At 39.3% G+C, this 23,344-nt stretch carries 23 protein-coding genes; 20 read left to right on the top strand and 3 right to left on the bottom strand.

Annotation, left to right across the window (positions count from 1 at the left end; all coding sequences use genetic code 11):
* Positions 1-79: 79 nt before the first annotated feature.
* From HMPREF9009_RS01620 to HMPREF9009_RS01530, 18 genes are all read left to right on the top strand, one after another.
* Entirely contained in the window at positions 80-1,186 is a 1,107-nt protein-coding gene (locus HMPREF9009_RS01620; protein WP_049701257.1) for a serine/threonine protein kinase, read from the top strand.
* Between the two features lie 319 nt (positions 1,187-1,505).
* Positions 1,506-2,759, top strand: coding sequence for a protein phosphatase 2C domain-containing protein (locus tag HMPREF9009_RS01610; RefSeq protein ID WP_049701255.1), 1,254 nt, complete (start codon positions 1,506-1,508; stop codon positions 2,757-2,759).
* A gap of 114 nt (positions 2,760-2,873) precedes the next feature.
* Entirely contained in the window at positions 2,874-3,500 is a 627-nt protein-coding gene (locus HMPREF9009_RS01605; RefSeq protein ID WP_141408527.1) for a hypothetical protein, read from the top strand.
* A gap of 16 nt (positions 3,501-3,516) precedes the next feature.
* A complete protein-coding gene (locus HMPREF9009_RS01600) occupies positions 3,517-4,524 on the top strand; it encodes a cysteine peptidase family C39 domain-containing protein (RefSeq protein WP_049701253.1) in 1,008 nt (335 codons plus the stop codon).
* Positions 4,525-4,714: 190 nt separating this feature from the next.
* Positions 4,715-5,086 (top strand): hypothetical protein, encoded by a 372-nt coding sequence (locus tag HMPREF9009_RS01595; RefSeq protein WP_008023101.1) that lies wholly within the window; start codon positions 4,715-4,717, stop codon positions 5,084-5,086.
* 141 nt (positions 5,087-5,227) lie between these two features.
* Positions 5,228-6,079, top strand: a complete 852-nt coding sequence (locus HMPREF9009_RS01590; RefSeq protein WP_049701252.1) for a caspase family protein — start codon at positions 5,228-5,230, stop codon at positions 6,077-6,079.
* 63 nt (positions 6,080-6,142) lie between these two features.
* A complete protein-coding gene (locus HMPREF9009_RS01585) occupies positions 6,143-6,742 on the top strand; it encodes an RNA polymerase sigma factor (protein ID WP_147393842.1) in 600 nt (199 codons plus the stop codon).
* A complete protein-coding gene (locus HMPREF9009_RS01580) occupies positions 6,720-7,379 on the top strand; it encodes an anti-sigma factor (protein ID WP_049701250.1) in 660 nt (219 codons plus the stop codon). Before HMPREF9009_RS01585 ends, HMPREF9009_RS01580 begins: the two co-directional genes overlap by 23 nt.
* Positions 7,380-7,390: 11 nt before the next feature.
* The gene (locus HMPREF9009_RS01575) at positions 7,391-10,282 is read left to right on the top strand and encodes a CHAT domain-containing protein (protein WP_049701249.1); all 2,892 of its coding nucleotides are present in this window, start codon (positions 7,391-7,393) and stop codon (positions 10,280-10,282) included.
* 94 nt (positions 10,283-10,376) lie between these two features.
* A complete protein-coding gene (locus tag HMPREF9009_RS01570) occupies positions 10,377-10,979 on the top strand; it encodes a sigma-70 family RNA polymerase sigma factor (RefSeq protein ID WP_008023089.1) in 603 nt (200 codons plus the stop codon).
* 2 nt (positions 10,980-10,981) lie between these two features.
* Positions 10,982-11,359, top strand: a complete 378-nt coding sequence (locus tag HMPREF9009_RS01565) for a hypothetical protein (RefSeq protein ID WP_008023088.1) — start codon at positions 10,982-10,984, stop codon at positions 11,357-11,359.
* Between the two features lie 15 nt (positions 11,360-11,374).
* Complete coding sequence (locus tag HMPREF9009_RS01560) at positions 11,375-11,965, top strand: hypothetical protein (protein WP_232313558.1); 591 nt, start codon at positions 11,375-11,377, stop codon at positions 11,963-11,965.
* Between the two features lie 23 nt (positions 11,966-11,988).
* Entirely contained in the window at positions 11,989-12,621 is a 633-nt protein-coding gene (locus HMPREF9009_RS01555) for a vWA domain-containing protein (RefSeq protein ID WP_049701248.1), read from the top strand.
* A 12-nt stretch (positions 12,622-12,633) separates the two neighbouring features.
* Positions 12,634-13,656 carry a WG repeat-containing protein gene (locus tag HMPREF9009_RS01550; protein WP_008023082.1) on the top strand — a complete coding sequence of 341 codons (1,023 nt, stop codon included), beginning with the start codon at positions 12,634-12,636 and terminating at the stop codon, positions 13,654-13,656.
* Positions 13,657-13,841: 185 nt separating this feature from the next.
* Entirely contained in the window at positions 13,842-14,525 is a 684-nt protein-coding gene (locus HMPREF9009_RS01545) for an energy transducer TonB (RefSeq protein WP_008023080.1), read from the top strand.
* A gap of 105 nt (positions 14,526-14,630) precedes the next feature.
* Positions 14,631-15,254 (top strand): hypothetical protein, encoded by a 624-nt coding sequence (locus tag HMPREF9009_RS01540; RefSeq protein WP_049701247.1) that lies wholly within the window; start codon positions 14,631-14,633, stop codon positions 15,252-15,254.
* A 44-nt stretch (positions 15,255-15,298) separates the two neighbouring features.
* Entirely contained in the window at positions 15,299-15,862 is a 564-nt protein-coding gene (locus tag HMPREF9009_RS01535; protein WP_004313274.1) for a cob(I)yrinic acid a,c-diamide adenosyltransferase, read from the top strand.
* 73 nt (positions 15,863-15,935) lie between these two features.
* Positions 15,936-16,157, top strand: a complete 222-nt coding sequence (locus tag HMPREF9009_RS01530) for a DUF2795 domain-containing protein (protein WP_002558131.1) — start codon at positions 15,936-15,938, stop codon at positions 16,155-16,157.
* Between the two features lie 86 nt (positions 16,158-16,243).
* Here HMPREF9009_RS01530 and HMPREF9009_RS01525 read toward each other — a convergent pair whose 3' ends face one another.
* Genes HMPREF9009_RS01525 through HMPREF9009_RS01515 form a run of 3 tightly spaced genes read right to left on the bottom strand, consistent with a single transcriptional unit; the run spans position 16,244 to position 19,851 of the window.
* The gene (locus tag HMPREF9009_RS01525; protein ID WP_049701246.1) at positions 16,244-17,431 is read right to left on the bottom strand and encodes a porin; all 1,188 of its coding nucleotides are present in this window, start codon (positions 17,429-17,431) and stop codon (positions 16,244-16,246) included.
* 15 nt (positions 17,432-17,446) lie between these two features.
* On the bottom strand, positions 17,447-18,505 hold the full coding sequence (gene ansB / locus HMPREF9009_RS01520; protein ID WP_004313439.1) for an L-asparaginase 2: 1,059 nt from the start codon (positions 18,503-18,505) through the stop codon (positions 17,447-17,449).
* A 35-nt stretch (positions 18,506-18,540) separates the two neighbouring features.
* Complete coding sequence (locus tag HMPREF9009_RS01515) at positions 18,541-19,851, bottom strand: anaerobic C4-dicarboxylate transporter family protein (RefSeq protein WP_004313440.1); 1,311 nt, start codon at positions 19,849-19,851, stop codon at positions 18,541-18,543.
* A gap of 177 nt (positions 19,852-20,028) precedes the next feature.
* Between HMPREF9009_RS01515 and HMPREF9009_RS01510 the strand changes: the two genes are divergently transcribed.
* Positions 20,029-21,462, top strand: a complete 1,434-nt coding sequence (locus tag HMPREF9009_RS01510) for an aspartate ammonia-lyase (protein ID WP_049701245.1) — start codon at positions 20,029-20,031, stop codon at positions 21,460-21,462.
* 221 nt (positions 21,463-21,683) lie between these two features.
* The gene (locus tag HMPREF9009_RS01505; RefSeq protein WP_049702196.1) at positions 21,684-23,054 is read left to right on the top strand and encodes an FAD-dependent oxidoreductase; all 1,371 of its coding nucleotides are present in this window, start codon (positions 21,684-21,686) and stop codon (positions 23,052-23,054) included.
* The last annotated feature ends 290 nt before the right edge of the window (positions 23,055-23,344 follow it).

The raw sequence follows: 23,344 nt of genomic DNA, 5'->3' as shown, positions 1-23,344 counted from the left end.
GTAAATGAATATTTTTTATTGGTAAGTGATAGAAATAATAATAAAAATAACTCTATAATAATATTAAAAACCAAAGATTATGCCAAAGGAAATAAATGGATATAGAATTGTAGAAAAGGCACAAGGTGGAATGGCCGTAGTATATAAAGGAATGAATAGTTCAGGTTTTTGTCGTGCTTTTAAAGTAGTCCGTCCAGATAAGGCGGTAAACAATCCGGCACTTTGTCAACGCTTCTTGAAGGGTATTCAAATACTTAAGAGTCTGGATCATCCGAATATAATCAAAGCATTGAATGCTTTCACTTATGTTGATGATGAGACCGGAGAAACGTATACCGTTCTTGAGATGGATTGGCTTGATGGAATGGATTTAGAGAAATTTGTTAAAGAAAAAACTCCTAATGGAATTCTTCCGGACTCAGTGAAAAAGATATGTTATCAAGTAATAGAAGGTTTGCAATATGCTCATGATAAACATATTTTGCATTTAGATATAAAACCTAACAATCTATTTCGTACTAAAGACGGATATATTAAAATAATAGATTTTGGTATAGCCAAAATTATAGGCGAGAATGCAGACATTGTAGAAGGTGCAGAGATGTACACTACCAAAACAGAAACAGGGGAGTCTACATTTAAAGGGACGCTTGCTTATGCTTCTCCTGAACAACAAGTAGGTGGCAAACTGACAGTAGCTTCTGACATCTATTCTTTTGGTAAAACGTTGCACTTTTTATTGACAGGTACAGATGATCCTTCTGTTGAAGTAACAGTGGAACCTTTTGCTACTATTATTGATAAATGCACAGAACAGAATCCCAACAAAAGGTTTGCTGGTTTTAATCAATTGAAATTGGCATTGGAAGGAATAGGTAATAAAAAGGAGAGGGTTTGTATTAATCCTGCTTGCCATCAAAAAATTGCAGAGAATGTTCGATACTGTCCATATTGCGGAAAGGAGCAAATAGCAATATCCGAAGTAACAAAGAAATGCCCTAAATGTGGAAGGGAAAGTCCGCTCGGGAATTCCTCCTGTTATTGTGGGTACATATTTACTTCTTCGGTATCTAAACGTTGGAAATGTAAAAGTTGTTACCGTTCTCTGCCTTCAGAGTTTAATGATAACAAGAACAATTATTGCTGTTATTGCGGATCAAAAGAGATAGCTTACGTAGAAGCGTAGTATTATGGTGAAAAGATGCAGTAAATGCAATACGGATAATCCCATTGATGCGAAATATTGCAGATGGTGTGGGATGTTGTTGATACAATCTGGCGGCCCCAAAGTGAAAGAATCTTCTCCATCTGGAACACAATCAGAAAGAACTGGTACAGTTGCAAAAGTAGTCTTTTCTATTGTTATAATTGCATTGGCAATATATCTGATATATGTGTTTAACATGGTTGGAAAGACGGGAGTGATAGTGGGAGCGGGTGGCGTTCTGCGTGAAATATGGAAAAGTTCTTAGATCATTATAGCATTAATATTAATAGAATGAATTATGGTACAAGTTATAAATAGTGCAAGTTTTTCTGAAAAAGGAAAATATCGCAAAGAAAATGAGGACTTCATTTACCCTTGTGATGATCAGGATCGGATTTTTGTGCTTTGTGATGGCATGGGAGGTCATGGGCATGGGGAAATCGCCAGTGAAATTGTTGGAACGAGCGTATTTCGTTATCTTAAAGAATTACAAATAGATGAATATACCTCCGATGTACTTCAAGAAGCACTTGATTTTGCTGTCGAACAATTGAACGACGCTGATACTTATCACGATGAACGTCGTATGGGTACAACTCTCGTTGTGGTGGCATTGAACCGTTATAATGTGTTAGTGGGGCACGTTGGGGATAGTCGATGCTATTTGTTAGATAATTGTTGCAATATCAAATTCCGTACTAGAGATCATTCTATGGTTGCGGAAGCGGTAGAAAATCAAATATTGACAGAAGAAGAAGCTTATAATAGTCCTAAGAAGAATATTCTCACACGTAGTGTTCAGGCCGGCAAAGATGAAAAAATCGAAATGACGATAGATACACTTGTGGATGTAACAGATGGTGATTACTTATTGTTATGTACTGATGGAGTGAATGATGCACTTCGTGATAATGAAATTGAAGCAGTTTTGTACGAAGGAATATTAGAAGAACGTACTTTGCGATTGAGAGAAATGTGTGATGAAAAATCGCATGATAACTATTCTGCTATATTCCTACAGCTCCGTCAAGATGAAAAAAGTCCATCAATAAAAGATACTATTTATTATTGTCCAATGTGTGGTGCTCCGTTAGTAAAAGATGGTAAAAATAGCTGTGCTACATCTGTGCAAACAGAGCATGTTGAACAACAAAAAGTAGCCATCCCTTCTTTGGACGAAAATAGTACCGCAAACAAAAAAACATGTGATTATTTTTCATTTGCATCTCATAATAATTCTGAAGAGTATATTAATATTGGGGGAATAAAAATTAAAAAAAAAACTTATGTATTGGGAAGTGTTTGGATTATAGTGGGCTTGTTTATATTTTGTCTGATCTTATTGATGACACTTTTATATTCTCGAAACGTAGAACCGGTCAATCAAAGAAAGACAATTCATTTGCTTCAAAAGCAGCTGAAAATAAAAGACCAACAGATAATCCATCAGAGCAATGAGTATAACCAAATAATTAAACAATTGCAAGATTCTCTTGCAGGAAGAAAAGATACAAATATGGATTCAGCTGAAGCTGTGGAAGAGGGTTCTTAAGAATGGTTAAAAAAAGATTTGGAGATGAAAATATGTAAAAAATGTAAGGTTACTAATCCTGATGAAGCAAAGTTTTGTAGAGGATGTGGCGTCAATCTGAATGCATCTGGCGATTTGGGTATTTGGAAGGTCGTTTTGTCTATTGTAGCAGTTATAATTCTTGGAATATGTGTCTATGCTATTTCAGAATCTTCAAGTTCGGATTATATAGATACAGCGCCTGTTAGACCATCAAGTTCTGCTACTGAAACTGCGGCGAATGATGGTTATGACAATGCTGATACGTATGATGACACTGATGTGGGTATTACGACGGATGATTCATCGGAAAGTGATGATACTTCATCGTCATCTTTCACTTCTGAATCCTCCCCATCTATTTATAGGATGGTAGAAGTGCAATGGACTGACGCTAGTTATATGACTTATCGGGCATTAATTGTTATTATGACCGATTTCTCGGGATTGGTAAAGGTTAAATATGTTCATCCACAACTTGGTTTATTATGGATAACAGAAGGAGCTACGCTTACCAACTATACAGATGGTTCTTCTATCATTAACTGTTATCATCCGCAAGGGGATTATGCATCAGGATACTCGGCAGACAACTTCAAGATATTTCCCAATGGAACATGGTATACACAAGATGATATGGGAGCTTGGTCAATGGCAATTGTAGCAGCTTCAGTTGGTGATAGTTATTGGGGGACTAAGTTAAATGAATATGGTATTAATTAAAAAATAAAATTGTATTATGGCAGCTTTAGAAAACAATTCAATTCAACAGGAATATGCTGATACCTGTGCTATTAAATCCCAGCAACTTATTTTAAATGATTTCGGAGTTCCAGTTTCTGAAGATCAGCTGGTGCAATATTCTATTGAACACGGGTGGTATTCAGGTGATGGAACAGGTACTCAAATGGGAGATGTTGGTAAACTGCTGGCAGAAGCTGGTATCCCATGTACTCAAACGGTGAATGCAAATGTCTTTGACTTAGCAAATGAACTGGCACAGGGGCATAAGGTTATTGTGGGGGTTGATAGTGGTGAGTTGTGGGATAATAAACTATTAGGGTGGTGGAATGATTTCTTCCATGGTGATACACCTGATCATGCACTAGTTGTAGCTGGAATAGATATGGCTGACCCTAATAATCCAATGGTCATATTGACTGATCCTGGAACAGGACAAGAATCCCAGGCATATCCAATGGATCAGTTTATGGATGCGTGGTCTGATTCAAAGCATTTTATGGTTTCAACGGATATTCCCACTCCAAACGCTGTAGAAGCATTTCAAAGTATGGGTGAAGACTATCATTTGCCTGTTGTAGCAGGAGTAGAATATGGTACATTCGATATGTTTCACAATTATAGTCATTATCTTCCAGATGCCTCTACATGGATGGCAGCGACAGATCCTATGACATTATTGTATAATGCTTTCGATACGATGCCGACAGCACCTTATTTGACTTTTGATGATGCGATTGCTTCTGTTGGACTACCACCTATAGATGCCTCATTATTTTCTATGAATTCGCCATTCAATCCGTCTAGCTTCAATTATGATTCCTTTGGATATGATTTGAATAATCCGACAGTGCAACATTCGATTCAATCATTGGAGAACAATTATGATGATTGTATGCGATATGCTCAGGATGCAATGGATAGTGGTTCACCAGTGACAGCCCAGCTATTTATCAATCAGGCACATGAAGCACAGAATACGATTGACAATATAGTTGACGCATAATGTGATTGTTGTGTATTAGCATTCGGGCGTTTGGGGTATATAAAATTCCAGGAGTCAGCAGAATTATCGCACGCTCCTGGAATTATCATTGTTGATTGTTTAATAATGGAATATTTTTCATACTTCATGTTAGAAATAATAGATTGAATGACTCAATAGTATAAAAAGGATATTTTTAAATAGAACTAACATGAAAAGATTGTTTATTTTTTTTGTGGTTGGATTATGGATTGTATTGCCTGCTTTTTCCCAAAGTAACGATTACTATTTGAAACAGGCTGAGAGTTATCAACGTGAAGCTAAGTACTATTTTAATCAGGCGGAAGGTTATGAACGGGAGGCAAAATATTATAATAATCAGGCGCAAAAGTATTTGAAGGACGCTGAATATTATGCAGATAGAAATAATTTGGACAAGGTAGCTACCCGTCAAAGATGGGCGAAAGATGCAGTGGATAAAGCCAAAACACGTCAAAGATGGGCAAAAGACGCCAAAGATAAAGCTAAAACTAGATTGGAGTGGGCTAGAGATGCTTTAAAAAAGGCTTATAATAGAAATTGAAAAGTATAATATGATGAAACAGGCTTTTCTAAGTATGTTAGCTTTTACATTACTGTTTGCTTAGGATGATTTTTGTCCTTCATGTAAATCTGTATTTAGAAATAAAGGCTGGAAAATGAATTAGACATTGATGTTTAGACTATGAATCAGAAATCTTTAGTAGTGACATTTATCATATTCTTTTCTTTGTATTTGCAAGCGCAGAATAAAAGAGCATTAGTAATAGGATTAGGTGAATATGAAGATACTAGCTGGTCTGCTGTTCATGGTGATAAGGATGTCCCTATTATCGTGGAAATGCTGAAATACTATAAATATAATGATGTAAAGACGTTGGTGAATAAGCAAGCTACCAAGAAACAAATAGTCTCTGAATTTCAAAAACTGGCAAAACGATGTTTAGCTGGTGATATTGTCTATATTCATTTCTCCGGACATGGGCAACGAATGACGGATATAGACGGAGATGAAGAGGATGGTTTGGATGAGGCTTGGATTCCTTATGACGGATATTTGCAATATAGTAATAAAGATCGTGGAGAGAAACATCTGGTAGATGATGAGATCGGCTTACTATTGACAAATATACATAATAAAATAGGAACGTCGGGACATCTGTTGGTAGCAGTAGATGCATGCCATAGTGGAGATTCTTCGAGAGATATAAGCAAGGAGTGTGTGAGAGGTACGGAGAGGAAGTTTGTGATTCCCATTGATCCTGCTCTTGTCGTCAAAAAAGAAAAGACTCCGGAGTATTGGCTGACGCTGAGTGCTTGCAAGAATTATCAGTCTAATACAGAATTACCGGATGGATATGGAAAATTGAGTTATGGCTTGTATAAACATAAAGAATCATTGGGTAGACTGTCTAATGATCAATTAATCCAATTAATAAAATCATTTATGGATGAGAATCGGAGAGGTTTGCCGCAGACTCCTGTGTTGACTGGGCAATCCGGATATAAAATCTTTAATGTATTTGGAGGAAAATAGTTGATGTGGGGATTTAAATCATATACGGATGAATTTTACATCCTGGAAATTCAAAAAGAAAACATGAAAGTGATTAATCACTTTCATACTTACTGTAGAGATTATTTTCGTAAAACCTATAAGAAGCTGTTTCAGGAAGAAAATCTGGAAGATGATTTTTTTCAGGAGTCATTTGTGAAACTGTGGAAAGAGATCCGGCGTTGTTCTATTTTTGTACAAAATAATCAAATTTACAAGAGAAATGCTGCTGGAGAGATAAATCTGTTAAAATGCAGTTTGCGGACATATCTGATAGATATCACCAAAAATGATTATAACCAATATCTCAGAAAAAAAGAAGTAAGTGCACGGGATATGGAACAGCTTTTGAATAGTAAGGTGAGTGAGGCAGACGTTACTACTCATACGGAAGATTTGAAATCGAAAATTGTTTCAGAATGTGTAATGAACCTACCCGATTCTTGCTACAAGATTATTTCACTTTTCTATTACGAGCAAAAGAATTACGATGAAATCATGGAGATGTCAGATAATTATACAAGTAAGGATGCATTGAAAACACGGAAATATAAATGTATGGAACAATTGCAAAAGCGTATTGAAGAAAAGTTTAATATGTATAACTTGAAACCTTATCTACATGAAAGAGGAAACTTTAAATAAAATAGATCGTTACCTACGTGGAGAGATGACGGATCGTGAGAAGAATGCCTTTGAGAATATATTGGCAGGAGATGATACTTTACGCCAGCGTGTAGAATTGATGAAAGATATAATAGATGCAGTTGAAACACGTGCAATGAAAGAGCATTTGGTAGCACTGGATGTAGTACGGTCCAGGCGAAACCAGGTTTACAAGATTGGAAGAATCGTATCTGTTTTGGCTGCTTGTTTAGTATTGGCTGTTTTCTTTTTTCATGTAGGAGATGATCATTTGTCTATCCCTGTGTCTATCCCATCAGACTTGGGAATGTACCAACGGGGAGGAACACATACTCAGAATGTCGTGAAGTTATTGAATGATAGCCAATATGATGAAGCTTTGATTTTAGTAGATTCTTTGAGAATTGTATATAGGAGTGAAGACTCTCTGGTACTAGCTAAAAAGATAAAGACAGAGGAAGATGTTTATATACATGAATGCGACTCTATTGTTCTTTATCAGTTAGAGTGGTTACGTATTCAATCATTAATTGGGCAAAAAAAATATAATGAAGTCCGTGAATCGTTAGAACAGTATAGATTACAAGAAGGCGATTATCGCGATAAGGCGGATTCATTATGGATGTTGCTTAGATAAAAGATGCTAAGATGAGACGTTGGGTGACTTATATATTATTCATAATGGCGACTGTCGGAGTAAATGCCCGGCAGTATACCGAAACGCAGCCGGACTCGACTTACTACTCACGTGCTTTGGAGCTGATATTAAAGCGTGATTATGAAAAGGCGAGAAGTGTATTGCATCAAGGTTTGACGTTTGCTACAGGCGAGATGCGCATAAAAAGCATACAGAAAATAGGACTGAGCTGGTACTTTGAAGGTTGTGTTCTTAAACTGCAGAATAAGAATAAAGAAGCATACCGATGTTTTATAGAAGCACGTAAATCTTTTCAGGAGATTTCTGATAAGGGAGATGAGATGTCCGTATTAAAGCAAATGGCTGAGATAGAAAAAAGATTCTATTCGGCTGATGAGGCTATGAAAAGGTATAACGAGGTGGTGAACATTGCCCGGCAGATACCTGATACACTTATGTGGACTGATGCCTTGAAAGGACAAAGTGGTGTATTGAAGGAGCTTGGAGAGTGGGAGGAATATCTGCAATTGTCACTTAGGCTAGATTCTTTAATGTCAAATGTTGGCGATGTCAATATTCAGATGGAACTGAATTATGAAAGAGGGGACAATGCACAAAATTTGTGGGGAAATGATGCACTAGCAGAATCATTTTATTTAAAGAATTTAAGTCTGATTCCCAATTTGCAGGAAGAGGTAAGAAATAGCCAGTTATTTATTACCAGTTTACGCTTGTGCGATCTGAAGATAGCACAGAAAAAATATGATGACGCATTAAAATATAACACCTGTTGTTTGTCTTGTTATGCTTCAGAGTTTGGTCTTGCGTCAGCTAATCGTTATTCTCCTTACCGGAACCGTGCATATATTTATCAGAAAATGGGATTAAAGGATAGTGCTTTTTGCTGTATGGATTCCTTATTCCTGAGTCATCAGCTGAAGTCGGTGTCTATGGAAACGGTTGCCGGTCATTATGTACAGAGAGGTTTATTATATGCAAACTTTGATGAATACGGCTTGGCAATAGCTGATTATAAATATGCAGACAGTCTGCTGTCTGTCCGTTACCCGGAAGATAGTAATAGCAGAATGCATATTTTGCTGGCTATGGCCAATTGTTGGTATCATAAAAAAGATTTTGCTGTCGCTAAAAAGAATTATTCCCATTATTCAGTTTTGTGTAAATCTAAATATGGAGATCAGTCTATGGAGTATGCAAATTCACTTTACTATTTAGCCAACATTGAAGGATTCACCAATGAAAAGCAAGTTGGATGCAAAGATTACAGGCAGGCTGCAATTTTATTGAAAGAGCTTATTAAAAAGCAATTAAGATATTTGCCAACGAACGCCAGAACTAAATACTGGAATGATCTTTCTGATATATTATGGAATATGACTGCTTATGCTGTAAAAATAGGAGTAAAGCAGGAGCCTTTTGCCTGCGATGCATATAATGCATTGGTCTTTTCGAAAGGATTGTTATTGGAGTCTGAAAGGTCTATGAGGAATTTACTACGGCAGAGTGGCACGGAAGAAGACTTGGCACTGTATAATAAAATGCTACTGTTACAAAGTCGATTGACCGAAGTAGAGCGAGCTACAGGTAAGGGGACAGAGAATGCCAATGAACTTTATTCTCAGATTGATCAGATTGATAAACAGTTGGCAAGCAAGTGCTCTTTTTATGGAAACTATACTCAGTTCTTGAATACGCAATATAAGGATATAAAAAATGCTTTGAAAGAAGGTGAGGTTGCCATTGACTTTACGGATTTTAAATTAGATTCCGTTCATTGTTATGCAGCTTATGTTTTAAGGAAAGAGTGGGAATATCCCTTATTGGTTCCGCTTTTTAATCAGAATCAATTGGACTCATTATATAACACTGTAAATAATATAACAGACCGTCTTTATCATTTCCCTTATTCTCAATCTTTGTTGAAGCTTTGTTGGGAATCACTGTCTCATTATATTCATCTGGGTGAGACCGTTTATTATGTTCCGGCTGGTACTTTACATCAGCTATCTCTTGAATCTGTAGCTGTTACCTCTGATTCTATATTGGGAGATCAGTATCATTTTATACGATTGTCTTCTACCAGAGAAATCTGCAGGCAAGAATTACAACAAACTGGACATACAAGTGCGGTTTTGTACGGAGGGTTATATTATGATGTCGATTTGTCCGTTATGGATGCGGAAAGTAAGAAATATGATATATCCCGACTTTTTGCATTGCGTGGTGGAGCCATGGTCAGTGATTCTGTTTATCGCTATCTTCCTATGACCCAAGAGGAGGTAAATAGTATTGCTGATTTGCTGGGAGACTGCCGGATAGATGCGACTATTTATACTGGAACTCAGGGTACTGAGGAATCTTTCTTTCATTTGGATGGGCAGGCACCTCAAATTATTCATTTGGCTACACATGGCTTCTACTATACTCCGACGGATGCGGAGAATGTATCAAGGTTGGCAGGATATCAGAATGCAATGTTGTTATCCGGTGTGATCATGTCCGGTGGTAATGCAGGGTGGAAGGGAACCATGCTACCGGAAGGTGTTTTAGATGGCATTATGACGGCAGATGATATTTCCCGTCTGAATTTGAAAGATGCGGATTTAGTCGTACTATCTGCTTGTGACACAGGATTAGGTAGTATCAATTCTGAAGGAGTTTTTGGCCTACAGCGTGCTTTTAAGAAGGCCGGTGTACAAACTTTAGTGATGAGTTTATGGGGAGTGAGTGATTGGACTACCAAAGAATTTATGGTGCATTTTTACAGAAATCTGACAGAAAACGGCTGGAATAAGAGAAAGGCTTTTGAAGATGCAAAAGCATTCATACGTCAAACTTATCCTGAACCTTTCTACTGGGCAGGCTTTATTATGCTGGACTGACACTAAAAAATAGGAAATAATACATTTTTCTTCCAAAGTAGGGTTACTTTGAAGGACTAAAATACATTAAGTGGTAAATTAAAGGTTTACCATTATGAAATCGTATGCTACTAAAAGCCCTTTATTGAGTGATAATGACTATATCCATGGCCTTAAAAATCTGGATAACAGGGTAACTCATCAATTCTTTTATAAAGAATGCTATTTTTTATTGAATGAAATCAAGTATTCACTTTACAATGGTAAAGTCGGATATGATGAACTTGTGAACGAACTATATCTGGAACTCAATGCTGGAAACTGGAAAAGACTGGATTCTTTTTTAGGAATAAATGATTGTCATCTGAAAACGTGGCTTTCTGTCGTGTCATGGCATTTTTTCGTCAAAAAGAAGATGGTGCTGATGGAGAAGGATTCTGAAGAGGAATTGATAAATTCCTGTAGGAATACTTATAATACAGAACTGAACCTTGAAGTAGATATAGATGTGAAACGGGTAATGTCTTTGATGAAAAACAAGCGTTATGCGGATATCCTAAGATTAATGATTATTGAAGGATATACACCTGAGGAGGTTGCCCGAAAATGGAATAAAACGATAGATAATATTTATAATATTAAACATCGGGCTATCAAGGAGTTTTTGAGTATTTACAATGGTAATATAAGTACATATAACCGAATTAAAATGAACTGAACATGGACAATTGGAAGAATATTGGTATTGCCGGAGATCAGGATAATATCTTTTTATCTGCCACTATGACTGGAAATTTGCAACTGATCCGTTTGGAACACATTGGTTATTTTCGCTATAACTCCAAATGTAAGCAATGGGAAGCAGTTTTGTGTGATAAACATTCTCTGATGTTGAAAAGAAATACAAATTCGCAAAAGATACTGAGTTATCATCCTCACTTGGTGCAGGTTAGCCAGTCATTCATCATTAATGTAAGATACCTGATCTTGATTAAGGATAATAATTGCGTGTTTCTTCCACCGTTTGATGAGGTGGATAATTTACAGATAACCAAGCCTTTTATGAGAAAACTGAAAGAAAAATATCCAAGTATTTAATAGCAGGGAGGAATTATGAACAAGGTAATGTATGAGGTATGGGGCGAAGATACTTTTGCCCGGGAAAGTTATTTGGTAGGTACTTTTGAAACACGGGAAAAAGCCGGTAAAGCGTTGGAAGCTAGTGAGAAATCTGTATTAGATCAGTGTGAAGAGTTGAGAGATACCTATTGGATAGTGGAACTGACTCCTGAACGGGAAAAAGAGAGGAAGGAATGGGAGCGTAATCAGGAAGAACAGCGTAGAAGTAAAAGCAATTTTGATTACTCACATCTTTGTGGACTTATATCCCGGCTGAATAGTAAGCTACTGGAGGTGGTAGTGCAAGATATAAAAGGGACTATAACAGATAAGGAAGTCAAGTTGTTGGAGGAGAATGAAAAAGTAAGTGATTGTTATGACTCTCTTTCATTTCAATACATCAGAGGGGTGAAAGATGAACAGTGCTGTCTGGTATATGTGGAGATCGGGTTTAAAGATGAGGGAAGAATGTCAACAAGTTGCTTTGTTGGGACTCCTAATCAGATAAGGAGACAATTCTCTTTTAAGAGAGGAGAAAAGTTTGTATGTAGGATTATAGATAAAATGATTGTAGATTTTTTTTGATAAACTAAAAATATAAAAACAACATGAGTCAACGAGTTTATAATTTAATTATTTTGGATGAGAGTGGATCAATGAGCAGCATTGAGAAACAAACTATTTCAGGTTTTAATGAAACGATTCAAACGATTTCTGCTGCGCAAAGGAAGCATGAAGGACAACGACATTTTGTTTCATTGGTAGTATTTAATTCAGACAGTATCCGGACTGTGTTTGATAAAGTCAGTGTAGATGTGGTGTCGGAGTTAACGCATGAGACCTATCGTCCGGATTGCTGTACTCCTTTGTATGATGCAATGGGAATGGCATTGACAAAGTTGCGCTATTCTTTATCCGAAACCGATGATTATAAAGTATTGGTTACAATTATAACAGACGGGGAAGAAAATTCCTCTTCGGAATATGATGGAAGGCTGATAAAGAAAATGGTTGAAGAATTGAAGACTAAAGGTTGGGTGTTTACTTATATCGGAGCTAATCAGAATGTAGAAAAGGTGGCTGCAACGATCTCCGTAACAAACGTAATGAGTTTTGAAAGTACTCCATGTGGTACCAATCAAATGTTTGCAAAAGAAAGTGCCAGTCGTATGCGCTTCTTTGATAAACTGGAGAAAAACTGTAATAATTTGGCAGACAATTTTTTTGATGATGAAAAATAGTATAAAGATAAAATGAAAAAGATAACTTTGGGAAAAGCTTTGGGTACAATTGCTGTATTGTGCCTGCTTTGGGTTAGCATTATGTTGACTATTGGTTTTTGTGAACATTATGAGAGTGACGAGCAATTGGCTGATATATACAGTAGCGAGTGTCGTTCTTTTATCAGTGACGAGAAATATAGTATACGCAATATGACTACCGGAAAAACAACGATTGACGGCATCGACTGGCTGTTTGCGGCGGATGCATATACAGATTCGTTGGTTGTTTATTCCATAAACTTCAAACGTGGATATTTCGACCGTTATACGGGAGCGAATGTGATACCGGCACAATATACACATGCCTGGATCTTCTCCGAAGGCTTGGCAGCTGTAGTACTGAATAATAAGGTTGGATTTATTGATCATCAAGGAAAGACTGTGATTGATTTTCAGTTTCCTTATGCTAAGGATAATAAGAAGCAAGTTGGGCTTGTGTTTCACGATGGGTATAGCAGTATGTATGATGCAACCGGGAAATGTGGCATAATCAATAAAAAGGGAGAATGGGTACTGAAACCATCCTATGAGTATATACAAAATCCGCAATATGGAAAAAGAGTATTCAATGACGGAAAGATGTATGGAGTACTGGATGATTCTTTGCATGTACTTCTTCCTGCAGAATACAGGGATATTGAATTATTAGATGATTATTTAGTGGCAGATAGACCGGATGGAGTTCAGTTGCAGATCGCTTATGATGGTAGGATACTAAATAAGAATGTTTATCATGATGTGACTTCACTGGATTATGATACGATGGAAAGGGCAGAAGACGGCGAAGGAACAATCATGAAGCCTACCGGAATTTATAGATATGGTAGTTACAATCTTTACGGGCTGATGGATGAAAAAGGAAAGCCTCTTACTGCTCCCGTCTATCATAACATTACTGTACTTAGCAAAGATTTATTCTTGTGTGCTTTGAAAGACATATATTCAAGGATTATTGTTGACAGGAATGGACAGGTTGTCCGATATGAGGATTAATTCATAAATTTTATCCAAAAGAAGAGAAAAGAATAAAATAAACAAGGGGCGTCGTAACAACCTATCCATAAAAAGACTATATTTATTGCAGCGAGAGAGCACTTTAAGTAATGCTTAAGAGGAAAAACGAAAAGTAGTATATATACTATATATTTTCTATTATTAATTACTTAAACACATTTTTTATGGAAGCCAAGAAATCAAAAAAGGCTGCAATTGAGAATCAACGGGGTTCTTGGTTGTTGATGGGTTTGGTTGTTGCGCTAGCCTTCATGTTCGTTTCGTTCGAATGGACACAACATGATGTCAGAGTTGCAGCACTATCACCAGATGATGAATCCATCTTTGTAACAGAGCTAGTTCCGATCACATTCCCTGAAGAGAAACTGGAACCGCCTCCTCCTCCCGAAACTAAGGTAACAGAATTGTTCGAAATAGTGGAAAACAATATGGAGGTGACGGATAACGTTTCTACAGTGTCAGAGGATATGAATGCAGTTCATGACGTTATTTGGATACCACCAGTGGTAGAAACAGAAACGGTAGTTGAAGACATTATTCACGTAAGTGTTGAAGTCATGCCGGAGTTTCCTGGAGGTACAGCTGCTTTAATGAAATATTTAGGTAGCAATATCAAATATCCGACGATTTCGCAAGAAACTGGCTCACAGGGAAAAGTCATTGTTCAGTTTGTAGTAGATAGAGACGGAACGATTTCTAATCCTGAAGTGGTGCGAGGGGTTGATCCTTATTTGGATAAAGAAGCTATCCGCGTGATAAGTTCTATGCCGAAATGGACTCCCGGAGTGCAAAATGGTAAGAAAGTTCGAGTGAAATATACTGTACCTGTGTCATTCAGACTGCAGTAGTAACTTGGAATAAATGAATAAGGGTTGGTTCCTGCAAAGAACCAACCCTTTTTCAATAAAAAAATATATCTTTGTCGGGAGAATAAAAATACGAATGATTGTTTTATGAATCTTCTACTCTGTATAAAAAGACCTTTTATCTGGCTTTCCCGCTTTCGTCATCGTTGCGGATATGGTGTCCATTCCCCATTTGCTTTCAGTCTCATTACTGATGTAATTTATGAAAAGATGCCTTACTATGCTTATTCTTCTTTGAAAGAAGAACAAAAAAAGATGGTAAGAGAGCGTGGGTGGACCAAAGGTTCTCAAAAGGTAAACCGTTTTTTGTTCCGGTTGGTAAATAGAGTGCAGCCTGATACGATTATTGAGGTTGGGCGTCCTTCCTCGACAGCCTTGTACTTACAGTCTGCTAAACCATCGGCTTCCTATCTCTTTGCTTCCGATTTGTCGGAATTGTTTCTGGATGCGGATACTTCAGTCGATTTTCTGTATCTGAACGATTACCAAAATCCGGACTTATTGGAAGAAGTATTTCGGGTTTGCGTACACCGTACTACTCCTAAAAGTGTATTTGTAGTCCATGGCATTTGCTATTCCAAAGAGATGAAAGCGCTTTGGAAAAAGTGGCAGGCTGACGAAAGGGTAGGAATAACTTTCGACCTATATGACGTCGGTTTGCTATTTTTTGATAAAACGAAGATAAAACAGCAGTATATCATCAACTTCTAAGAACCTTTGTACGTTTACCATCTATAATAGTAAAAAAGAAAGTTATGAAAAAGAGCCTTGTATATACAAAGACCGGAGACAAAGGAACTACCAGTCTTGTCGGCGGAAGTCGCGTTCCAAAGACTCATATCCGCCTGGAAGCTTACGGAACGGTGGATGAATTAAATTCTCACCTGGGATGGCTGCACACTTATCTGCAGGAGGAGTCCGACCGGGATTTTATCTTGAGTATTCAACATAAGTTATTCGCCATCGGTTCACACCTGGCCACCGACCAGGAGAAAACACAACTGAAACCCGCCAGTATCATTACCCCTGAACATGTGGAAAGTATTGAGCGGGAGATTGATAAGCTGGACGAGCAATTACCCGAACTTTGTGCTTTCATCATTCCCGGCGGAAGTCGTGGAGCAGCCGTTTGCCATGTTTGCCGTACGATTTGCCGGAGAGCTGAAAGACGCATTCTGGCTTTGTCCGAAACTTGTACAATTTCTCCCGAAGTATTAGCATTTGTCAACAGATTATCAGATTATTTGTTTGTATTATCCCGAAAAATTAATTTTGATGAACAAAATAATGAAATATTTTGGGATAATAGTTGGAAATGATAGATTTTATTATACTTTTGCCGAAAAATAGAAAACGAGACAAATTTAGTATTCACTTAAAATACTCAAGATTATGTATTGGACATTGGAACTTGCATCAAAACTTGAAGATGCTCCCTGGCCGGCAACCAAGGATGAATTGATTGATTATGCCATGCGTTCGGGTGCTCCTCTTGAAGTTATTGAGAACCTCCAAGAGATGGAAGATGAGGGCGAAATCTATGAGAGTATCGAAGATATTTGGCCGGATTATCCTAGTAAGGAGGATTTCTTCTTTAACGAGGAAGAGTATTGATTAAAAAAGACCGAACATATAAGAATACCCGATAACCTTTGCAAGAAGGCTATCGGGTATTTTTTGTATAATAATGAGGCTGTTTTTTAGAATACAGGCATCTGCCAGATGAATCCTACGGAAATCCGGTTAGTACTGTAATTCTCCTGTCCCAGCACTTTGGCGCGGGAGGTGAAATCATACGAACGTCCTACATACGTCACAAAGAAATGCAGGTTGGTTTCCATCGGATAATATTCGATACCGGTCAGGTATCCCCAGGAAGTACGGTAATTGCCTTTCTCTATTCCTTCGGATGCCTTGCTCACGGAAGCCGTCTCATACATACCCTTCACAAACACATTCCATTTCGGCAGAAAACGATAATTACATTTGGCAACCACGGAAAGATAATTCGCGTCAAAGGCATTGTGTCCGCCCGGACGGCCTACGATGTTGGTGATAATACCTTTGCGGTCAATATCCTCTTTTGAATACATGAAATCGACAAAAGCATTCCATTTGCCGAGATTCAACTCGTTACCTAAAGCATAATAATACATATTGTGACTTTTGGCCTCGTTCATGATAGAAGCCGACCAACGGGTCTTGAATACGTTATTGAAATTACCGTTCCAGTTCAAAGTATAAACCAGCGGCATTTTGCCGGATTTCAGATCGGGAAGATTTCCTTCGGCATCTTCCGTGATTCCGTAAGTATTGTCGAACGAACTGTTGCGGCTGTTCAGTATTTGCAGGTTAAGTTGTTGTTCGGGAGTAATGTTATAACCTACATTCAGTCCGGTCATAAAGTTACTCATATAGTCGATCATATCGCTGTACTGATAGATGTCGATCGGGTTGAGGTCGAACTCGATACCACCGTATGCGGCACATTGCTTTCCTGCGAAGAGACTGAACTGGTCATTCAGTTTGATACCGATTCCGGCATAGTCGATGGAAGTAGGCAGATTGTCAATCATGCCGTTTGCATCGTTCGAGCGGTTGAGGCGCTGGCGATAGCGGTAAGAAAGCCAGTTGTTGATATTTCCTTTGGCTTCGATACGGAGCTGGTGCATATTGAAGTCACCTTCCTGAAAACCATTTTGGAAATGAGCGTCAAAACTTCCTTGCATATTCAGATAAAGATTGAACTTATCTGTCTTCTTTTTTACGTCTGTCAGTTCTTCAAACAGGGGAGTGTTCGGGTTGAATTTATCCTTCTTCTCCGTTTTTTGAGCATATACTCCCTGTATGCTGCCCGCGAGGAGCAACATAAATATCCATTTTTTCATAAGTAGGTCAGGCTTTTAGTATTCGTTAAAATATTGCTGAATTTGTTTCCAGTCAGTTGTTTTGGTTAGTGCAAGCATTAACAAAACGCGTGATTTCTGCGGATTCAGTTCCTGTGAAGCCACAAACTGATATTTGGCGTCGTCTACCTCTGCATCCAGTGTGGTAGGACCTGTCGGGACACGGGAAGAACGAACCACAAGGATTCCTTTCTGACGGGCGTCTGTCAGTACCGGGAAGATATTCTGATGGATATTTCCATTTCCTACTCCTGCATGGATAATGCCTTTATAGCCGTTGTTGAGCATCGGAGTGACCATATCTGCTTCAATGTTAGAGTAGCTGTATACGATACCTACTTTAGGAAGTGCGTTCAGATGAGTAACATCGAAAACGGATTGGGTGGTATGTTTTTTTAGCGTCACCTGATTATAGAATACTTTTCCGTTCAACACATAACCTAGCGCGCCGGAGTTGGGAGCTTGGAAAGTTTGCACGTCGACCGTGTTCATTTTAACTGTACTCTGTGCTCCAAGGATCAGTCCGTTCATGGCAACCAGTACTCCTTTGTCTTTGGATTCTTTTGCGGCGGCGGTAACTACGGCGTTATAAAGATTCAACGGGCCGTCGGCACTTAGAGCAGTAGACGGACGCATGGCACCTACCAGTACCACCGGTTTGTTGCTTTTAACGGTCAGGTTCAGGAAATAGGCAGTTTCTTCCATCGTATCGGTTCCGTGAGTAATCACGATGCCGTCGATGTCCGGGCGTTTCAATAGTTCATTTATTTTTTTTGCAAGCGTCAGCCAAACCTGGTCGTTCATGTCCTGCGAACCGATTTTGACAATCTGTTCTCCGGTCACGTTGGCGATATCCTTAATTTCCGGCACGGCATCGAGTAGTGCGCCGATGGCAACTTGTCCTGCTGTGTAGCTGGTTCCGGTAGCTGAACTTCCTGTGCCTGCAATCGTTCCTCCGGTGGCAAGGATATGAATGTTCGGTTTGGCGGCAAATGCCATTGTTACAGAAAATAGTAGTGTGACTACTACCAGTCCAAAGCTTTTGAATTGTTTCATAACTGAATGATGTTTAGGTTAATAATATATGTATATTAAAATATTTGTATAAAGAGCAGTCCTAGGGCAATGGCAACAATCGTCGATACCAAGCCGGGCATCATGAACGAATGATTTAACACATACTTGCCGATTTTTGTTGTCCCGGTACGGTCGAAATTAATGGCAGCCACTACGGTAGGGTAATTCGGAATAAAGAAATATCCGTTCACTGCCGGAAACAAGGCGATCAGCATATAAGGCGAAATCCCCAACGCAATGCCCAGAGGCACAAGTGCCCGAACTGTGGCAGCCTGGCTGTATAGTAGAATAGACATCACAAACAGCGCGACACCAAACAGCCACGGCATTTGTTGCACGATCCCTTCAATAGAAAGAGTTAGCTGTCCCATATTTCCCTGAAGGAAGGTATCTCCCATCCAGGCAATACCGAAGATGGCAATCACTGCCTGCATGCCTGCCGGAAATACGGAACCTTGCGTTGCTTTGATTCCGTCAGTCTTGGTCACTAACAGGATAATGGCAGCAGCCGATAACATCACGATTTCAATGATGGAAGACATTCCTAATGTAACTATTTCCCCGTCGATCAGGAAACTGGGGCGCATTCCTTCAAAAGAACCGAAGAGTACGATAAACGCAGTTGCCAATATAAAGATAAGGACGGAAATCATAGCGGAACGTTTGTTCTTCACATCTTTAATCTCTATCTTTTTATTGTTGAATAATCCTTCTTTCAGACGTTTCTGATATTCGGGGTCTTCCACCAGCTCTTTACCGACTTTCATAGAGAATAAAGCACCGACCAACACGCCGACAATGGTAGCGGGAATCGTAATTTTGAGAATGTCGAACAGGGTAATATCGAATCCGGCTAAGAGTCCGAGAAGTGCTACGGTAGCCGCGGAAATCGGACTGGCCGTAATGGCCTGTTGGGAAGCAATGACAGCAATACCCAACGGACGTTCCGGACGGATTTTGGTTTCGGTGGCAACCTCCGCGATGACCGGCAACACAGAATAGGCGACGTGTCCCGTTCCGGCTACAAAAGTAAACAGGTAAGTCACCAGCGGACTAAGCAGGGTGACGTGTGAAGGATTCTTACGAAGCAAATGTTCTGCCAGTTTCACCATATAGTCCAGTCCGCCGGCCGCTTGCATACAGGAAGCAGCCGAAATCACTGCGGCAATCATTAACATTACGTCGATAGGAGGCGCGGTGGGTTGTAAACCAAAAACGAACGTAAGTATAGCCAATCCAACTCCTCCCATCACGCCGAGGCCGATACCTCCCAGGCGTGCGCCAATAATAATAGCTGTCAGAACAAATGCTAATTGTAATATCATAAGATGCTGTTTTAAGTTCCCAACAAAGATAAGTGATTTCTCTCTTTGTATTTTCTTTTTCTTGTATTAACAACAAAAAAGTCTTTGAATAGTTTTTGCATATTTATTAAAACAATAACTAAACTCATTGGTTATTATAAGAACTAACGAAACTGTTATTATTATAAAACAACCGATATGGAACAAAATTTATCAAAAAAAACTCGTACGGAGAGTGACCTGATAGGTAGTCGTGAAGTGCCGGAAAGTGCACTGTACGGAGTACAGACGCTCCGCGGTATCGAAAACTTTCGCATCAGTAAGTTTCATTTAAATGAGTACCCTTTGTTTATCCAGGCATTGGCTATCACAAAAATGGGAGCCGCCGTTGCCAACCGCGAACTGGACTTATTAACCGAAGAACAAACGGATGCTATCTTGAGAGCTTGTAAAGAAATACTTGAAGGAAAGCATCGCGAACAGTTCCCCGTAGATATGATTCAGGGAGGAGCGGGTACTACCACGAACATGAATATCAATGAAGTGGTTGCCAACCGGGCATTGGAATTGATGGGGCATCAGCGCGGAGAGTATCAATACTGTTCGCCTAACGATCATGTCAACCGCTCGCAATCTACCAACGATGCTTATCCCACCGCTATCCACATTGGACTCTATTACACTCATTTGAAATTAGTTAAGCATTTCGAGGTGTTGATAGAGGCTTTCCGGAAGAAAGGAAGTGAGTTTGCGCATATCATCAAAATGGGACGTACTCAACTGGAAGATGCCGTACCGATGACTCTCGGACAGACCTTCAACGGGTTTGCGAGTATTCTTGAACATGAAGTGAAGAATCTTGATTTTGCCGCGCAAGACTTTCTGACAGTCAACATGGGAGCCACGGCCATCGGAACCGGAATCACCGCCGAACCGGAATATGCGGAAAAGTGTATTGCCGCTTTGCGCAAGATTACGGGACTGGATATAAAGCTTGCCGATGATTTGGTAGGAGCCACTTCGGATACTTCCTGCATGGTAGGTTATTCGGGAGCGATGAGGCGTATAGCTGTCAAAATGAATAAGATATGCAATGACTTGCGATTGCTGGCTTCCGGTCCGCGTTGCGGATTGGGCGAAATCAATCTGCCGGCTATGCAACCGGGTTCATCCATCATGCCGGGAAAAGTGAACCCGGTGATTCCTGAAGTGATGAACCAGGTGGCTTATAAGGTGATAGGAAATGATCTTTGTGTGGCCATGAGTGGCGAAGCCGCTCAAATGGAGCTGAATGCGATGGAGCCGGTGATGGCGCAATGTTGTTTCGAGTCTGCCGACTTGTTGATGAATGGCTTCGATACCTTGCGTACGTTATGTATCGACGGCATAACAGCCAATGAAGAAAAATGCCGGAGAGATGTGCACAACAGCATTGGCGTAGTGACAGCCCTGAATCCGGTGATTGGTTATAAAAATTCTACCAAGATAGCTAAAGAAGCATTGGAAACAGGAAAGGGAGTGTATGAACTTGTTTTGGAACATAATATCCTTTCCAAGAAAGATTTGGATACCATTCTGGAACCTGAAAATATGATTAAACCAGTCAAACTGGATATTCATCCCAACCGTTGATAGATAGTAAGTGGGAATCGATTCAATAGGGAAATCGCCGGGCAAGTCACTGATCTGCTCCGGCGATTTTGATTATTTGTTACTTTTATTCTATATGGGAATAATTGCTAACTTATCCGGTAAAATGGTTATTGTTCATTCTTTCAAAAACAGTGAACTTTGCAACATCATTAGTTATGAACTTAACAAGTAAATTTAGAACCAATTAAAACTATATGGATATGGATGCATTTGACGTTATTATTATCGGTTTTGGCAAGGGAGGGAAGACTCTTGCGGCAGAGTTTGCAAAGCGTGGGCGAAAAGTTGCCATTGTTGAACGTTCGGATAAAATGTATGGAGGAACGTGTATTAATATTGGCTGTATTCCGACCAAGACATTGGTTCATCAGGCTAAGATTGCTTCCGGTATGAAAGATGCTACATTTGAAGAAAGGAGTGAGTTCTATCGCAACGCCATTTATGTGAAAGAAGCTGTGACAAGTGCATTGAGAAATAAGAATTACCATAATCTGGCAGATAATCCCAATGTGACAGTCTATACAGGTGTGGGCTCTTTTGTCTCTTCCGATGTGGTTTCTGTCCGTACATCTACTGAAGAAATAATGCTGACATCGAAGCAAATTATTATCAATACGGGAGCAGAAACAGTTATTCCTCCCATTGAGGGAGTTGCGGGTAATCCGTTGGTTTATACAAGTACCTCAATCATGGAATTGGCCGAGCTTCCCCGCCAACTGGTTATTGTCGGTGGCGGTTACATCGGTTTGGAGTTTGCGTCTATGTATGCTTCGTTCGGTTCACAGGTGACCGTACTCGAAAGTTATCCTGAACTGATTGTGCGTGAAGATCGGGATATTGCTGCAAGTGTAAAAGAAACATTAGAGAAAAAAGGCATTGTTTTTCGAATGAATGCAAAGGTTCAATCTGTGAAACATATCGAAGATGGAGCAGTCGTTGTTTTTTCTGATTCACAAACTGGTGAGGTGGTGGAACTTGAAGCTGATGCTGTATTGCTGGCTACAGGACGCCGGCCGAACACGAAAGATCTGAATTTGGAAGTGGCCGGAGTGGAGACGGATGCACGCGGAGCGATCATTGTGGATGAATACCTGAAAACAACCCAACCGAATATACGTGCCGTTGGTGATGTGAAAGGTGGTTTGCAGTTCACTTATATTTCATTGGATGATTACCGGATTATCCGGGAGGATCTGTTTGGCGATAAAGAACGGACAACCAATGATCGCAATCCGGTTAGCTACTCTGTTTTTATTGATCCTCCATTAGCACGTATCGGATTGAATGAAGAAGAGGCTCGTAAACAGAATTTGGATATTATTATCAAGAAATTGCCCGTTATGGCGATACCAAGAGCGAAAACATTGGGAGAAACGGATGGCCTTTTGAAAGCTGTTATTGATAAGAATACGGGAAAAATATTGGGCTGTATGCTGTTTGCGCCTGATTCCAGCGAAGTAATCAATATAGTTGCTGTTGCAATGAAGACAGGTCAGGATTATACTTTCCTGCGTGACTTCATTTTTACTCATCCTAGTATGAGCGAGGCGTTAAATGATTTGTTTTCATAGTAGTAAGAATGAGTATAATCTTCCTCCATAAAGTTTAAAAAACATCAAAGTATCTGCCACCTGCAACAAAACGCTTGTAATGTATTAGTAAATAGGCAGTTGGAGCGTTGCAGATACCTGTTGCAGATACGTTGCAGATAAAGTATCTGCAACGTATAATATAACTAAAGAAAAGTCCTTGATTTCTTTATGCAAAGCTATGGGAAGTTCTAGTTATCCTTACGGGAGAGTTATAATAACTCTATATGGAAACTTCAGTTTCCTGCCTTAGGTACTGTCGTTTCCTGCCT

Source organism: Bacteroides sp. 3_1_13 (genome assembly GCF_001185845.1).
Lineage (GTDB): Bacteria > Bacteroidota > Bacteroidia > Bacteroidales > Bacteroidaceae > Bacteroides > Bacteroides xylanisolvens.
The sequence above is the reverse complement of the archived record's forward strand: the minus strand, read 5'-3'. Positions and strand labels throughout refer to the sequence as shown.